The 15,707-nt window shown below is 69.6% G+C and carries 14 protein-coding genes and 1 pseudogene; 8 read left to right on the top strand and 7 right to left on the bottom strand.

What is annotated here, in order from left to right; all coding sequences use genetic code 11:
• Window positions 1-5 precede the first annotated feature (5 nt).
• Window positions 6-1,469, top strand: coding sequence for a single-stranded DNA binding protein (locus RYH80_RS01270; RefSeq protein WP_370902048.1), 1,464 nt, complete (start codon window positions 6-8; stop codon window positions 1,467-1,469).
• 6 nt (window positions 1,470-1,475) lie between these two features.
• Here RYH80_RS01270 and engB read toward each other — a convergent pair whose 3' ends face one another.
• The 4 genes from engB to RYH80_RS01250 all read right to left on the bottom strand — a co-directional run bounded on the left by engB (window position 1,476) and on the right by RYH80_RS01250 (window position 4,510).
• Window positions 1,476-2,096 (bottom strand): GTP-binding protein EngB, encoded by a 621-nt coding sequence (gene engB, locus RYH80_RS01265; protein WP_370902047.1) that lies wholly within the window; start codon window positions 2,094-2,096, stop codon window positions 1,476-1,478.
• Window positions 2,097-2,180: 84 nt separating this feature from the next.
• Window positions 2,181-3,320, bottom strand: coding sequence for a DUF8108 domain-containing protein (locus RYH80_RS01260; protein ID WP_370902046.1), 1,140 nt, complete (start codon window positions 3,318-3,320; stop codon window positions 2,181-2,183).
• A 164-nt stretch (window positions 3,321-3,484) separates the two neighbouring features.
• Window positions 3,485-4,231: an MBL fold metallo-hydrolase gene (locus RYH80_RS01255; RefSeq protein WP_370902045.1), complete on the bottom strand. Its 747-nt coding sequence runs from the start codon at window positions 4,229-4,231 to the stop codon at window positions 3,485-3,487.
• 66 nt (window positions 4,232-4,297) lie between these two features.
• Window positions 4,298-4,510: a hypothetical protein gene (locus RYH80_RS01250; protein WP_370902044.1), complete on the bottom strand. Its 213-nt coding sequence runs from the start codon at window positions 4,508-4,510 to the stop codon at window positions 4,298-4,300.
• Between the two features lie 214 nt (window positions 4,511-4,724).
• Here RYH80_RS01250 and RYH80_RS01245 point away from each other — a divergent pair, with 214 nt between their 5' ends.
• Complete coding sequence (locus tag RYH80_RS01245) at window positions 4,725-5,630, top strand: cation diffusion facilitator family transporter (protein WP_370902043.1); 906 nt, start codon at window positions 4,725-4,727, stop codon at window positions 5,628-5,630.
• A 150-nt stretch (window positions 5,631-5,780) separates the two neighbouring features.
• On the opposite strand, the gene RYH80_RS01240 is transcribed toward RYH80_RS01245, so the two are convergent.
• Entirely contained in the window at window positions 5,781-6,167 is a 387-nt protein-coding gene (locus RYH80_RS01240; protein ID WP_370902042.1) for a DUF8147 domain-containing protein, read from the bottom strand.
• Between the two features lie 230 nt (window positions 6,168-6,397).
• Here RYH80_RS01240 and RYH80_RS01235 point away from each other — a divergent pair, with 230 nt between their 5' ends.
• Window positions 6,398-8,623, top strand: a complete 2,226-nt coding sequence (locus RYH80_RS01235; RefSeq protein WP_370902041.1) for a CDC48 family AAA ATPase — start codon at window positions 6,398-6,400, stop codon at window positions 8,621-8,623.
• 446 nt (window positions 8,624-9,069) lie between these two features.
• The gene (gene han, locus RYH80_RS01230; RefSeq protein WP_370902039.1) at window positions 9,070-10,968 is read left to right on the top strand and encodes a Hef-associated nuclease; all 1,899 of its coding nucleotides are present in this window, start codon (window positions 9,070-9,072) and stop codon (window positions 10,966-10,968) included.
• A gap of 34 nt (window positions 10,969-11,002) precedes the next feature.
• On the opposite strand, the gene RYH80_RS01225 is transcribed toward han, so the two are convergent.
• Entirely contained in the window at window positions 11,003-12,823 is a 1,821-nt protein-coding gene (locus RYH80_RS01225) for a phospholipase D-like domain-containing protein (RefSeq protein ID WP_370902038.1), read from the bottom strand.
• A gap of 81 nt (window positions 12,824-12,904) precedes the next feature.
• On the opposite strand from RYH80_RS01225, the gene RYH80_RS01220 reads away from it, so the two are divergent.
• Window positions 12,905-13,144: a hypothetical protein gene (locus RYH80_RS01220; RefSeq protein WP_370902037.1), complete on the top strand. Its 240-nt coding sequence runs from the start codon at window positions 12,905-12,907 to the stop codon at window positions 13,142-13,144.
• A gap of 77 nt (window positions 13,145-13,221) precedes the next feature.
• Here the strand turns inward: RYH80_RS01220 and RYH80_RS01215 are convergent, their stop codons facing one another.
• Entirely contained in the window at window positions 13,222-14,520 is a 1,299-nt protein-coding gene (locus tag RYH80_RS01215) for a HEAT repeat domain-containing protein (protein ID WP_370902036.1), read from the bottom strand.
• A gap of 251 nt (window positions 14,521-14,771) precedes the next feature.
• Between RYH80_RS01215 and RYH80_RS01210 the strand changes: the two genes are divergently transcribed.
• The 3 genes and pseudogenes from RYH80_RS01210 to RYH80_RS01200 form a co-directional block, all read left to right on the top strand.
• Window positions 14,772-14,903 carry a hypothetical protein gene (locus RYH80_RS01210; protein ID WP_370902035.1) on the top strand — a complete coding sequence of 44 codons (132 nt, stop codon included), beginning with the start codon at window positions 14,772-14,774 and terminating at the stop codon, window positions 14,901-14,903.
• A 133-nt stretch (window positions 14,904-15,036) separates the two neighbouring features.
• The gene (locus RYH80_RS01205; protein WP_370902034.1) at window positions 15,037-15,195 is read left to right on the top strand and encodes a DUF7559 family protein; all 159 of its coding nucleotides are present in this window, start codon (window positions 15,037-15,039) and stop codon (window positions 15,193-15,195) included.
• A pseudogene (locus RYH80_RS01200) lies at window positions 15,192-15,671 on the top strand (Hsp20/alpha crystallin family protein); the annotation flags it as partial. The gene RYH80_RS01205 and the pseudogene RYH80_RS01200, both read left to right, overlap by 4 nt.
• Window positions 15,672-15,707: the final 36 nt, after the last annotated feature.

The following is a 15,707-nucleotide window of genomic DNA, read 5'->3' as shown; positions in this document are numbered from 1 at the left end:
AACAGATGGGCGTGATCGAGGACGTATTCGAGGACGTGGACGCCGACCTCTCGCTGGCGGAGTTCACGGACGCCGTCGAGTCGAAGGTCGAACAGATGGACGGACTCGCCGACGAGGAGACGGCCGCGATGCTGGTCGCCCACGAACTCGACGACCAGGAGGTGAACTCCATCGCCGACGTGGAGACGGGGATGGACGACGTGACCTTCCTCGCGAAGGTGACCTCGGTCGGGGACCTCCGCACGTTCGAACGCGACGAGGAAGACCGCGAGGACGGGAAGGTGCTCAACGTCGAGGTGGCCGACGAGTCCGGGCACGTCACGATCACCATGTGGGACCGGATGGCCGAGGACGCGAAGGAGAACCTCCAGGCCGGCGACGTGATCCACGTGGCCGGACGCCCGAAGGACGGCTACAACGGGCTCGAGATCTCCGTCGACGACGTCGACCCGGACCCGGAGGGTGACGTGGACGTGGAGGTCGTCGAAGAGTACCGCGCCGAGGACCTGACGATGGGCGCCTCGGACGTGACGCTCGTCGGCGAACTGCTGGACACGGACACCGTGCGGACGTTCGATCGGGACGACGGCTCGCAGGGGCAGGTGTCGAACCTCACCGTCGGCGACGAGACGGGACGCGTGCGGGTGACGCTGTGGGACGAGCGCGCACCCCGCGCCGAGGAGTTGACGGCGGGTGAGACCGTCGAGATCGTCGACGGCTACGTCCGCGAGCGGGACGGCGACCTCGAACTCCACGTCGGCTCGCGTGGGGCCGTCGACGTGGTCGACGCCGACGTCCACTACGAGCCGGACACCACCGACATCGGCGCGGTCGAGTTGGACGACACCGTCGACATCGCTGGTGGCGTCGTCGAGACCAGCGAGAAGCGCACGTTCGACCGGGACGACGGCTCCGAGGGGCAGGTGCGCAACGTCCGACTGAAAGACGACACCGGTGAGATCCGCGTCGCACTGTGGGGCGAGAAGGCAGACAGAGACATCGAGTTGGCCGACCGCGTCGCGTGTACGGACGTGGAGATCCAGGAGGGGTGGCAAGACGACCTGGAGGCGTCGGCCGGGTGGCAGTCCAGCGTCACCGTGTTGGACGAGGGCGGCGACACGACCGCCGAGAGCGGCGGGCAGGGTGGTCTCGGCGCCTTCGGCGGTGGAGACGACGGCGACACCGGGTCGACCGGTGGCGGTGTTGGCTCGGACGACGCCACGAGTAGCGACGGGACGGCGACGAGCACGAGCGGCGGCGGGAGTGCCGGAGCGGTCGCGGCCGAGCGCGAGGCGACCGGAACGGTCGAGTTCACCGGCACGGTCGTGCAGGCGGGCGACCCGGTCGTGCTAGACGACGGGACGGAGACACGTCGCGTCGAGACGGACGCGAGTCTCCGGCTCGGCGAGGAGGTGACCGTCCGCGGCCCGGAGTCGGACGGCACCATCGACGCCGAAGACGTGTTCTGACCGGGGTCAGAAGAACTGCAACAGTTCGTCCTCCTTCGCGTCTCTGGCGTGCCCACGTAGCGCCTCCAGCAACGGCTCGATCGAGCCGCGCTTGGCGGAGATCGGCACGATCGTGTCGTCCCACTGCTGCCACGGCGGGTACAGTCCGAGTCGCTCGCAGAGCTCGTTCAGTCGCTCGTCGCGGTCGTCGACCTTGTCCATCTTGTTGACGGTGACGACCGCCGGTACGTCCACGTCGCGGAGGAAGTGGAACAGTTCCACGTCGTGTGGTACCTCGTCGGGCCCGGAGTGGCGGTCGATAATGTCGACGGCGGCCTTCCCGTCGACGACGAGCACCCCCGCGAGGATCTGGTCGGCGTGGTCCTCGACGTACCGTACCACGTCGGTCTTGATCCGCTCGCGGGTGGCCTCGTCGACGCCGCTCATGAACCCGAAGCCGGGGAGGTCGGTGAAGACGAACTCTGGGCCGGTCCAGTCGTAGTGGTTCGGCTCCAGCGTCACACCGGGCTTCTGGCCGGTCGCAACGTCGTGGCCGGTCAACTCGCGCATCAGCGTCGACTTCCCGACGTTCGAGCGCCCGACCAACACGACCTCGTTCGCACGGTCCGGACGCGTGTCGAATGGCATCTCGGCCGAACGTAGCCGTGTGGCGGTGATAACCTCGGCGACTGCTCGCGGCACGGGGAGTGACTGCGGCGGACCCCTCGGCCGTCAGTTCTGCTCTACTGGGCGCTCTCCGTCGTCGCTCGTCTCTCGGTGTCGGGTGGCACTACCTCCCGGCTCGTGGTGGTGTCGTTCGCTGTCGGCCGCGTCGTAGTGGTGCTCCTCCTCGCCACCCGTGGCGGTGTGGTGCTCGCCGTCGGCACCCGTCTCGTGGTGCGCGCCGGGCGTTGCGTCTCCGGTCGTCTCCGAGCGGAGTCGATCCAGTTCCGCCTCCAACTCGTCGGCGCCGTCTGGGTCTCGGCTCTCCGCCACGCAGTCGGCACAGTACGTGTTCGTGCCGGTCTCGTACGTCTTCGCCGGGAGTCCGGCGAGGTAGAGCCGATCGGAGAACCGACGGCGTTCTCCCTCGAGCACGCGGTGGCCGCAGGCGGCACACGACTCCGGTGGCGTCCGGACGTGCTCCGTCTCGACGCTCCGCTCGCGGCCGACCGTCCCCGGCGAGGTGGTGTCGAGGTCGGTGGTGTAGAACGCCGCGGCGACCGTGAGCAGCAGCGTGAACAGCGCGACACCGAACGCGACCGACGGCACCCCCGCCAGCAGGAATCCGACGAAGACGAGACCGTTGAACCCGACGATCAGCCCGGTCAACAGGGGGGCGAGGCGACCGACGAGGTCGCCGTCGTCGACGAGTCGGTCGCCGCCGGCGGCGGTCACCTCTCGCTCGGGAGCGCCGTAGCTCCAACTGTACCACCCGTACAGGAGGTTCCCGACCGGGCTCGTGAGGAAGAACAACAGGAGGTGGACGGGCAACGAGCCGATCCCGCGGTCGACCAGTCGGACGCGGTCGCCGTCGTCACGGGTCACCTCCCACCCGTCCGCCCGGAGGTCCGCGACACGCTGGCGGAGCCACGCCCGGTCGTCGTCCGTCGACGACCGACCGGCCCCCGTGTCGGCGTGGGTCCGTGTGTCGCTCCAGTTCCGGTCACCCGCCGGCTCGTCGCCGACTCGACCGCCGCTGTCTCTCTGCCCACCCGCGCCGGCACCGCCGCGCGCGATCTCCCTGTCACCACCTCGCCCAGTCGACGAGTCGGTAGCGCCGCGTACGGCTTCGCCACAACTGGAACAGTAGTTGTCCCCCGGCGAGAGGCGGTCACCACACGTCGCACAGTACCGCGGGGACTCCGACATCGGTTCGAATCGAGACGGCCGCCCGACAAGTAGCTTGCGCGCCGGTTCACCACGCGAGAGTCGCCGCCGATGTCGCCCGAGACGCGAGAGCCGTCACCAGTGTCCCGTCCGAGACGCGAGAGCCGTCACCGGTGTCCCGCCCGAGAGTACCACCCGAGCGGACGCTACTCGTGTGCACCGCGCTCGTCGAGGACGACCGGGACGGAGCGACTCGCCACGTCGGCGGCGAACGCCTCGCCGTCGGCCGCGAGCAGGTCGAAGGTGTCGTAGTGGACCGGCAAGACGAGATCCGGGTCCATCGCCTCGGCCAGATCGGCGGACTCGTGGCGGTCGCTGACGACGTTGCCGCCGATGTTGGCGAGGAACAGCGACACGTCCAACTCCGCGAACCCGTCGAGGGCGTCGCCGTCACCCGGCCAGAACACCGACACCCCGTCGATCGAGAGCCGGTAGCCGACGCCGAACCCCTCCGGGTGGTACGGCTCCCCGTCTGCGTCGGTGTGCGGCCCGTCGGGCTCGTTGTGCGTCGGGACGCTCCACACGTCGACCGGTGGCGTGGCGCCGCTCGTCGCCGCGTCCGCGTTCGGGGGGACGAGGTGCTCCTCTTCGCCGATCCGGACCGCGTGGCGGTCGATCTCCTCGACGGGCACCACGTCGCGGTCGATCCCGGTTGCGTCTACACCCTCGTACACCACGACGGTTGCGTCCTGGGCGGCGACGCGCTCGATCCCGTCGGAGTCGTAGTGGTGGTCGTGGGTCACACAGACGAGGTCGCCGTCTTTCGGGTACTCCCCGTCGAGGACGCCGTAGCGCCCCGGATCGAGGTAGACGACGTAACCGTCGCGCGTCTCGATCCGCACCGTCGCGTACCCAAGCCACTCCACCGTGAGGCCGTCGTGTCTGACTGTCACGTCTCGACGGTCGCACCGACCGGGCAAAAACGCTCACTCTCTGTCCGCGTACCACTCGCTCGCGGGTCACTCTCTGTCCGCGTACCACTCACCCGCCGGCTCCACCCAGAAGCCGGCGGCGAAGATCACCAACACCGTCGTCAGCGCGGCCGCACGCAGCGTCGTCGCGGTCGACCCCGGCGTCGTCGCCTCCAGCACCGTCCACCCGAGTGCGGCGACGGCACCGAGTGTCAGGACGACCGGCAACGGGTACGTGCCGACGAACTCGCGGAGGTTCACGACCGGTCGTGGCCCGGCGACCGACGAGTGCGTTTCGGTCTCGACGCGAGTGTGAGTCGGAACGAGCATGGGTCGGCGTGGGTGTGGATCGGGCGAGTGTGTGCCGGGGAGAGTGTGGATCGGGCGAGTGTGGGTCGAGACGCGCCGCCGGCAGCGACGGGCAGGGGACGTTCGAGAGGTGGGTTTTTCACCCCGTACCGCCGATTGGAGCGCGATGAGCGACCGGCGGTCGGCGTTCCTCACGGCCTCGTGGGTCAACGTCGTGTCGAGTCTGTTGAAGATCGTCGTCGAGGGAGCGCTGGGGATCGTGTTCGGGAGCGTCGCGCTCACCGCCGACGCGGTCCACTCCGTCGCGGACCTCCTCGCCTCGGGGGTCGTCCTCGTGTGGGGCCGCGCCTCGTTCGCGGGCGCGGACGAGGACCACCCGCACGGCCACGAGCGGTTCGAGCCGCTGACGGCGTTGTTCGTCGGCGCGGTGTTGATCCTCCTCGGCGTGTTGTTGTTCCGCGACGCCGCGACGACCCTGCTCGCGGGTCCGGAGGCGCGCTACAGTGTGATACTGCTCGCGGGGCTCGTCTTCGCGCTGGTGGACCGTGGCGCCTGTTACTGGTACACCGTCCGGGTGAACCGCGAGGTGAACTCCACGGGGTTGGCGGCGCTGGCGGCCGACAGCCGCAACGACGTGTGGACGACCGGCGCGGCGATGATCGGCGTCCTCGGGATGGCCGCCGGTGTGCCGATCCTCGATCCTCTCGCGGGTGGGGTCGTGAGTCTGCTCGTCGTCCACCAGGGGGTCGAGGTGGCTCGCGAGAACCTGACGTACCTGCTGGACGCCGCTCCCGACGAGGCGACACGCGATCGCCTCCGCGGTGTCGTCAGAGACCACGAGGGTGTGTACGGCGTCCACGACTTCACCGCCTTCTACCGCGGCGACACGATCGAGGTGGAGTTCCACGCGGAGGTGGACGGCGACATGAGTCTCGCCGCCGCCCACGACTTGGAGACCGACCTGCGCGAGCGCGTCCTCGCGGAGACGGACGTGTCCGACGTGCACGTCCACCTCGACCCCGCAGGCCTCGACGAGTGGGAGGAGGCCGACGAAGCGGTCGTCGCGACGTGAACACTCGGACTGCGGTGTGTCCTCGCGACCCGAGTCCGTCAACTGCGGTGTGTCCTCGTGACCCGAGTCTGCGAACTGCGGTGTGTCCTCGCGACCCGAGTCTGCGAACTGCGGTTCGTCGTCAGTCTCGGACGGAGACGGAGCCCCCTCTCACCGCTCGGGTTCCGCCTCCCGGGACGGTCCGCGCAGGCCACGGAGCCAGACGACGAGTGCGGCGACGAGTCCGACGACGGCGGCACCGCCGGTTGAGACGACCACCGGCGTCCCGATCGCGCCGATCCCGACCACGAGCCCGACGACGAAGACGAGTCCGAACGCCGCGATCGCTCGCGCGGCGCGTCGCCGCCCCGGCGCCGGATCACCCACGCCGAGCAACACCGCGAGCGTCGCCACGACACCCGCGACGAGTCCCGCGGGGATTCCGAGGAACACGGAGAACTCCGTGTAGGAGGCGGCCGCGGCCGTCACGGCGACACCCGCGAGGAGGAATCCCGCGACGCCGGCGAGCAGTGCCAGTCCGACGGCTCTGAGTCGCATCGAGTGATCACCACCCGACGCTACGTCCACCAGCGTGGTGTAGCCACCGGCCGCAGCGGTGACCACGCGAGTCGAACCTGTTAGTTCGCCGTCACCTCCCCGACCCGGGGTGTTTTCCCGTTGGCACCCCGACAGTGAGACGAGCGCACAGCCGGCGACCAGTCGGGTGCCTCGCCACAGACTTCAAGAGGCGGCGAGGCCGACCCCGACCCACGACTACACGGACAACGATGAACGAAGTTCAACTCGAAGTGGCGAAGGCGTACCCGAACGACTCGGGGCGCGGTATCGCACGACTCGACCCCGACACGCTGTTGCACCTGAAGCTCTCGCCCGGCGACATCATCGAGATCGAGGGCGCGGAGACGACGGCCGCGAAGGTGTGGCGGGCCGACCGACAGGACTGGAACACGGACACCGTCCGGATCGACGGGTTCACGCGCCAGAACGCCGACGTGGGGATCGGCGAGCGTGTCACCATCCGGAAGGCGGAAGCCGAGAAGGCGGAGACACTGACGCTGGCTCCGCCCGAGGAGGCCAGCGTCCAGTTCGGCTCGGACGCCGCCGGGATGGTGAAACGGCAGATCCTCAAGCGCCCGGTCGTCGAACGCGACATCGTCCCGGTGATGTCCTCGACGAACCACCCGTTCATGCGGTCCCCGGGCCAGGCGATCCCGCTGATCGCCGTCGAGACGGAGCCGGACGGCGTCTGTCTCGTCACCGAGGACACGGACGTGGAGCTCCGCGAGGAGCCGATCTCCGGGTTCGAGAAGACCGGCGGCGGGATCACCTACGAGGACATCGGCGGGCTGCAGAGCGAGATCCAGCGGGTCCGCGAGATGGTGGAACTGCCGATGAAACACCCCCAGATCTTCAAGAAGCTGGGGATCGAGCCGCCCAGCGGTGTCTTGCTGCACGGCCCGCCGGGCACCGGGAAGACCCTGCTCGCGAAGGCGGTCGCCAACGAGACCTCGGCGTCGTTCTTCTCCATCGCCGGCCCCGAGATCATCTCGAAGTACTACGGGGAGTCCGAACAACAGCTCCGGGAGGTGTTCGAGGACGCCCAAGACGAGTCGCCGTCGATCATCTTCATCGACGAGCTGGACTCCATCGCGCCGAAACGCGAGGACGTGACCGGCGAGGTGGAGCGCCGTGTCGTCGCGCAACTGCTGACGATGATGGACGGGCTGGAGTCGCGCGGACAGGTCGTCGTCATCGCGGCGACGAACCGCGTCGACTCCGTCGACCCGGCCTTGCGTCGACCTGGACGGTTCGACCGCGAGATCGAGATCGGCGTCCCGGACGAGGCGGGTCGCAAAGAGATCCTCCAGATCCACACCCGCGGGATGCCGCTGTCGGACGACGTGGATCTGGGTCGGCTCGCGGACGAGACCCACGGGTTCGTCGGGGCCGACATCGAGAGTCTGACGAAGGAGTCGGCGATGAAGGCGCTGCGTCGGTACCTCCCCGAGATCGACTTGGACGAGGAGGACATCCCGCCGAGTCTGATCGACCGGATGATCATCAAGCGGGACGACTTCTCGGGGGCGCTCTCGGAGGTGGAACCCTCCGCGATGCGGGAGGTGTTGGTCGAACTCCCGAAGGTCAACTGGGACGACGTTGGTGGGCTCTCGGACGCCCAACAGCAGATCGAGGAGGCCGTCGAGTGGCCGCTGTCCTCGCCCGAGAAGTTCGAGCGGATGGGCGTGGAGGCGCCGAAGGGTGTGTTGTTGTACGGGCCACCCGGCACCGGGAAGACGCTGATGGCGAAGGCGGTCGCCAACGAGACGAACGCGAACTTCATCAGCGTCCGCGGCCCGCAGTTGCTCTCGAAGTGGGTCGGCGAGTCGGAGAAGGCGATCCGCCAGACGTTCCGGAAGGCGCGACAGGTCGCGCCGACGGTGATCTTCTTCGACGAGCTCGACTCGTTGGCACCCTCCCGCGGCCAGGAGATGGGGAACAACGTCTCCGAGCGGGTCGTCAACCAGCTGTTGACGGAGTTGGACGGCCTCGAGGAGATGGAGAACGTGATGGTGATCGGCGCGACGAACCGGCCGGACATGATCGACCCGGCCTTGATCCGGTCGGGGCGGTTCGACCGACTCGTGATGGTCGGTCAACCGGACGCCGAGGGTCGCGAGCAGATCATGAAGATCCACACGCGGGACACGCCGCTGGCACCGGACGTGAGTCTCCGCGAGATCGCGGAGTTGACCGACGGCTACGTCGGCTCGGATCTGGAGTCCATCTCGCGGGAGGCCGCCATCGAGGCGCTGCGTGACGCCGACGACGCCGAACACGTCGAGATGCGACACTTCGAGCGCGCACTCGACGGTGTCCGCCCGACGGTGACCGAGGAGATCGAGGAGTACTACGAGAACGTCGAAGACGAGTTCCGTTCCGGGAGCCAACAGCAGCTCCGGCGCGACGCCGGCGGTCCGGTCGGGTTCCAGTAGCGCTCTCGTTCTATCTGGAGGCGGCTCGTCGCGACGTGGGCGCTCAGTCCCCTCGCGACGCGGGTTCTATGTTCCCGTTCTATCCGCGGCGATTCACGACGCGAGCGCGACGGGTGGTGTTCAGATAAGCCGATGGTTGCGGGTGGCGCGCGAGAAACGCGCGAGGGAGGAGCGAGCGGAGCGAGCGACGAGGCTGGGGAGGGTGAGGCGCTGTGCGGGGTGGATTCGGCCGGGATTGGAAGGGGCGATCCGCTCGCGTTCAATTCAGTCGTCTCGGCGACCCCTATCGCGCCGAACGGTGCCGAGAGGCGCGATATATCGCCGAGCGACCGCGAGCGGATCGGGGCTTCCTGAGTGGTAGTCTCGTCCGACTACTCACCCTTATCTGAACACTACCGCGCGACGACTTCGAAGACTTAACACGGCCCATCGCCGTAGCCACCGGTATGAGCAACGACGTTGCCGGGGATTCCGGCGGGGACGATTCGCGTCCCGTCGTCTACGATCTCGCTCCGAACTGTACGCTCTCGGACGTGTCGGTCGGCGACCGCTACCACGCGACCGTGAACGGTGTGGTCGACTACGGCGTCTTCGTCGACGTGTCGGACGACGTGTCCGGACTGGTCCACGAGTCGAACATGGACGGCGAGCGGTTCGCCGTCGGCGACCGACTGATCGTCGAGTTGACCGAACTGAAGGAGAACGGCGACGTGGCGTTCGACCTCGTCGACCCGACGGACTACCGCACGGAGGCGGTCGAACACGATCCCGAGTTGACGCCGACGACGGACCTGCGGGTCGGCGAGACGGTCACGATCCGCGGCGAGGTGGTCCAGATCAAACAGACCGGCGGGCCGACCCTGCTACACGTCGCCGACGAGACCGGTATCGCCGCCTGTGCAGCCTTCGCCGGCGCCGGGGTGCGTGCGTACCCCGACGTGGCGGTCGACGACGTGGTGCGGATCCGCGGCGAGGCGGAGTCACACGGCGACACCGTCCAGATCGAGATCGACGATCTGACCATCCTCGACGGCGAGGCCGCCGCTGACGCACGCTCGGAGATCGCCGCGGAGCGTGCCGAGCGCGCGGAGCCGGCCGACGTGTCGCCGCTCGTCGAGTGGGAGGCGTTCGAGGAACTCCACGACGAACTCGTGGAGGTCGCACGTCTGCTCCGCGAGACGGTACTGGAGGGGCGACCGATCCGGATCCGTCACCACGCAGACGGTGACGGGATGTGTGCGGCGATCCCGGTCCAGCAGGCGCTGGAGGCGTTCCTCGCGGAGGTGCACGGGACAGAGGACGCCGCGCGCCACCGGCTCAAGCGCCTCCCGAGCAAGGCGCCGTTCTACGAGATGGAGGACGTGACGCGCGACCTCAACTTCGCGCTGGAGGGCCAGGCGCGCCACGGGCAGAAGCTCCCGTTCCTGTTGATGCTGGACAACGGGTCGACGGAGGAGGACGTGCCCGCGTACAAGAACCTCGCGCACTACGACGTACCCATCGCCGTCGTCGACCACCACCACCCGGACCCCGAGGCGGTCGACCCGCTGCTGGACGCGCACGTCAACCCGTACCTCCACGGGCTCGACTACGCCGTCACGACGGGGATGATGTGTGTCGAACTCGCGCGGCTGATCCACCCGGGGATCACCGACGACCTGCGACACGTCCCGGCGGTCGCCGGGCTGTCGGACCGGTCGGACGCCGCGGCGATGGACGACTACCTCGATCTGGCCGCCGAGGAGGGGTACGACCGCGAGGACTTGACCGCCGTCGGCGAGGCGCTGGACTACGCCGCCCACTGGCTGCGCTACAAGGACGGCGAGGTCGTCGTCAGCGACGCCCTGAACGTCGGCTGTGACGACGAGGCGCGCCACGAGGAACTCGTCGAGTTCCTCTCGACGCGGGCCGAACGCGACGTAGCCGAGCAGTTGGACGCCGTCCGGCCACACGTGGAGTCCGAGCGGCTGGACTCGGGGGTGCGGTTCCACCGCGTCGACCTGGAGCGGTTCGCCCACCGGTTCACCTACCCGGCGCCGGGGAAGACGACGGGCGAACTCCACGACGAGTTGGTCCGCGAACACCAGGAGCCGGTGATCACGGTGGGGTACGGCCCGGACTTCGCCGTGTTGCGGTCGGACGGCGTCCGGTTGGACATCCCGCAGATGGTTTCGGAACTCAACGAGGAACTGCCAGGGGCCGGCGTCTCCGGCGGCGGGCACCTCGTCGTCGGCTCGATCAAGTTCGTGAAGGGCCGCCGCGAGCAGGTGATCGACGCGCTCGTCGAGAAGATGGGCGATGCCGCCCTCGACGAGGACCTCTCGGCGGCCGCCGTCGAGGACTGAGTTCGGCGCTCGGTCGCCGCCGCTCGTCGCCCGCTCACTCTGCTGCGAACCGGAGGCGTCGAGCCACCCCCAGTGCGGTCGCCGCGACGAGGCCGACGGCGGCCACGGCGAACAGCGGTGGAACGCCGGTCTCTCCCTCCCCCCCGAGCACGTCGAAGAGCCCGCGACGCGGCCCACGCCAGTCGGCGGCGAAGACGCGCCGGAAGTAGTCGGCCACGCCGCCACCGCGGACCGCCACGGCCACCTCGCGGTTCTCGCCGACGCTCGTCGGGTTCCAGTTGAGCGAGCCGACGACGACGGTGTCGTCTGCGACCACACCCTTCGCGTGGATCTTCCCGAAGGCGTCGCCGGGCTCCGCGACGCGGGCGACGAGTGACGCGCCGGTCCGCCCCGCCCACTCCGTCAGTCGGTCTACGAGCGCGCGGTTGTCCTCTCGGACGTACCACGCCCCGGAGACGAGAATACGGACGCGAACCCCTCGCTCGGCGGCGCGTTTCGTCGCCCGTAACAGGCGGCCGCGCTCGACTGTCGGCTGGAGTACGTCGATCCGCCGGTCGGCGGTGTCGAGGACGGCGACGACGCCGCGACCGGCGTTCCCCGGTGCGGTCAGGAGCACCGTCTCGTTGGGGGTGACCTCCAGGGGAGCGAACCGACGTGGGTACGCCCCTCTCGCGGGACCCGCACGCTCGAACGTCCTGCCCCGCCGTACCCGTCGCCACGGGCGGGCGTCATCCCCGCGCCAGTCGTGCCGGAACACGGCCGCCAACTCCCCGGCGAGCCCGGGGTCGCGGAGACGGAGACCCCAGCCGCGGCTCCCGTTCCCACCGGTCCCGGCCGGCTTCCAGTTCTCCGTGAGCACGAGCACGCGGTCGTCCACGACGGCGTACTTCGGGTGGTGGAAGCGGTACCGCGCCGCCGCACCACCGACGAGTCGGACGGGCACGTCGGCGTCTCGGAGACGGTCGAGGAGTCGTGCCTGCCGACCCGAGATCCCACCGACGGGATCTGCGTCCAGCAAGACGCGCACGCGGACCCCGCGTTCCCGTGCCGCGGTGAGCACCGCGACGACGCGCTCCGAGCCGAACGTGTACCCCGCAAACAGGAGCCGCCGGTCGGCACCACGCAGTGTCTCCACTGGCACGCCGTCGGCGTCCGGGAGCACGAACACCGTCCCGTTCGTCGGGCCGACGGCTGCCGCCGGGCGTGGGTCGTAGTCGACGTGACGCCACGTTCGGTCGGCCGGGAGCCACCGCGCACCCGCCGGGGCCTCGCGGTACCGCACGCGGTCGACGACTGCAGTGCCGTTCGCACCCCGCCGCACTGCCGTGTCGTTCGCCCCCGGTCGTCCGCGACGTAGGGTCACCCGCTCGCCACCGTTCGCGAGTCCGAAGTCGGCGGCGACGCGACGACCGCGGGTGTCCGACGGCACCGCCTCGGGAGCCGCGGCGAGGACGACACGTCCGGGTCCGGAGACGACCGCGGTCGTCTCGCCGTCCGAGACCGTCCAGTTCCCCGCGCCGACGACGACGGCGACGTACTCGCCGCTGTCGCCCTCCGCCGTCGGGTTCGGGAACACCGCGACGATCCGACTCCCGTTCGAGGCGGCGTCGCTGGCGTTCCTCGCGTGGTCGCTCTCGTTCGAGGCGACGGTCAGTACCGGCGGAGGGTTCGGCGGCCGCACCCCCTCGTCGGTGTCGACCGAGGCGTCGTCCGTGGCGTGGGCGTGGTCGGCCGCCGCGACCGGTCCACACGCGGTGGTGACGACCGCGAGACAGGCGAGCGCCACGACGACGAGTACGAGGCGGACGAGGCGGCGTGGCCGGACGACGGGGCAGTCGGCGACTGTCGGGGACACGGAGTGTCTGGTCCCGGCTCGGTACAAGAGGCTACGGGTCGGGTTCGGTGTCCTTTTCGGGCGACCGACGGACGCTCGGGTATGGTGACACTCGCGGAGACCGTCCGCCTCGTCGGGGCGGCGCTGGGCGCCGTCGGCGGCGCACTGGTCGCACTGGAGTTCTTCCAACAGCCCTCGTACGTCCGCTACGACCCGGAGTACGACAGTTGGGACGTCGACATCGCACCGGCCGAGGTGACCGAACACACCTGGCTCGGTCGTACCGGCGGCCTCCTCGTGTCCGCCGGGTTCTCGCTGCTGTTCGTCGGCGAATTACTGTGAGGAGACGGTCGACGGACGGCCACACCCGAGCGACCCGAACGACTCGACGGCGAACGGTGTGCGAACGGAGGCGCGTGTCAGGCGGTCGCGGCGGGTTCCTCGTCGGTGTCGAGTGCGTCGGCGGCGCGGTCCGCCTCCGCCTGGACGATGTACGCCTCGTCGTCCGTCGCCCCGCTGGCGGCACGCAGGGCGCGTTCCGTCCCGATCTGGCGCAGCGCCCACGCCGCGGCGGCGCGAACCGTGTCGACCTCGTCGTCGGCCAGCGTGTCGCGCAGCGGCTCGACGGCGCGCGTGTCGCCGATCATCCCCAGTGCACGGGCCGCGTACGGCCGCACCTGGTCGTTCTCCATCACCAACTTGTTCGCGAGCGGCTGGACGGCGTCCTCGTGGCCGATCTCCCCCAGCGCCTTGAACGTCACCTCCTGGAGCTGCGGGTTCGAGTCCGCGTCGACGTACTCCAACAGCGTCTCGACGGCGTCGGCGGCGGCCATCTTCCCCAGCGCACGGATTCCGGGCTGGTCCCGCTTTTGCGCGCGCTGGTGCATCGCGTCGAACGCGCCCTGGTCGTTCATCCGGGTGAGACTCTCCAGACACCGTTTCTCCATGAACTCCGACTGGAGACTGTCGAGTGCCAACAGCACCATCTCCACGTTGCCGCGCTGTTCCCACTCCTTGACTGCAGCCCACTCCGGCGGGAAGTCCTTGTAGTGGCCCAGCACGTCGTAGAACCCCTGTGCCTCCAACTGCTCACGGGTCTCCAGGTCGTCCCACTCCTCGGCCGCCTCGACGGCCTCGGCCAACTCGTCCGTGGCAGTCAACAGCGCTGCGATCGTCTCGGCGTCGTCGTCCGCGTCCAGCCCGGCGTCGGTCACGGCCGTCGCGACCGTCTCCAGAGCGTCGGCGAGACTCTCCTCGTCGGCCGACGTGGTGGCGTCGACCTCCGCTCCGAGGGCGTCGCCGACCGCCGCGACTGCCGTGGCGACGGCCTCGGCGAGACTCTCGAGTCCGTCGTCGGTCCAGCGGGTGTCCTCGATCGTCCCGCGCACGTCGTCGAACTCGTCGGCCACGTCCGCGGCGTACGGCCCACGCGCCGCCTCCAACTCGTCGCGGACCGACGAGAGCCGGTCGTCCAGCGCCGCCGCCGGGTCCTCCTCGTCCTCGTCGTCGGCCTCGGGGAGGTCGGCCGCTTCGAGCTTGTCCGCGAGGGCGTCGAGGTCGGCCTCCACGTCGTCGAGGTCGGCCTCCGTCTCGGCGTCCTCGACGGCTGCGGCGAGGTCGTCGAAGCGCTCCTCGAACTCGTCGACGGACAGTTCGACGGCGGTCTCCTCGTCGTCGCCACCGCCCCCGTCGCCGTCCGCGGGTGCGTCGTCGCTCATACCTCCGAGTCGCTCCGTGTCGCACAAGGGTGTTTCCATTCGGCCGCCGGCACAGTCCGCGACGCGTCCGGAACACGCCGCGGTGGAGTCCGAGTGAGCTGGCGACGGTCGCCGAGGGTCGCACGGGCCGGAGTCCTCGACTACCGGAGACACGGGAGTGTCCAGATACGGACGAGCGGTCGGACGAGACTACCACTCGGGAGGTCCCGACCCGTCGCCGGTGGGCTGAGCCGTCGCCGCGCGGCACTGCTGTGCGGCCGTCGACGGGAGCGTCGCCCCCGCCCGACCCGACGGTGATCGTCGGGGACGAGCGGGTCGACCCGTTCACCGAGACGGCACTCGCGGCGGCGGCCGCGGACGCGACCTCGGCGGGGCGGCTGTGAGTTCGCCGCCCGGGTGTACCCCCACGACCGACGTGGCGAAGGGCGGCCGGTCGCGACGCGCTCACCGAGCCAGTGTCTCACGGTGCCAGCGTCCCCCACGCCGTTTATACGATCGCCCGGCCTACGTCGTGGTATGCCCGCCACGAAGGAGATCAAGTGTGTCGACGACGACTGCGAGTTGGACATGTTCGAGAACCACTACACGTACGACGTACCCGACGACCACACCGTCGAGGACCTCTCGTGCCCGTACTGTGGTGAGACGGACACCCTCGAAGAGATCGACCTATGAGCGGCGACGAGAGTCCCGCGGACGGGCTGAAGCAGTTGGGTGAGTCGGCGGTCAACACGGTGCTCGACCGGGTCGGACGCGGCGTGAGCAAAGTCCAGGAGCGACGCCCGCTCGCGTACGACCTGTTGGAGTCCGACGACGAGTACCTCGTCGTGTTCGACGCCCCCGGGGCGACGAACAGCGACGTGCAGGTGCAGTTCCGTGACGGCGCCGTCGAGGTGAAGGTCGACCGCTTCCGCGAGTTCCACGAGGAGTTCGAGATGCGGTTCCCGGGTCGGGGCCTGTCGCTGGACGGGAGCGCGGAGTTACCGGAGGGCGCGTCCGTCGACCCAACCGGCGCCGACGCGACACTGACCGAACACGGCGCGCTCCACGTCCGCGTCCCGAAGACCGAGGACGACGGTGTCGCCGTCGACGACGAACCCGCCGACGAGACGGACGACGGCCCCGCGTCCATCGAACTCGACGAGGCCGACGACGCCGTTCACGAGGCCGAGGAGTCGGCGGCGGGA

This window comes from Halobaculum sp. MBLA0147 (genome assembly GCF_041361345.1).
Lineage (GTDB): Archaea > Halobacteriota > Halobacteria > Halobacteriales > Haloferacaceae > JAHENP01.
Note: the sequence above shows the minus strand (reverse complement) of the source record. Positions and strands in the feature narration are given on the sequence as shown.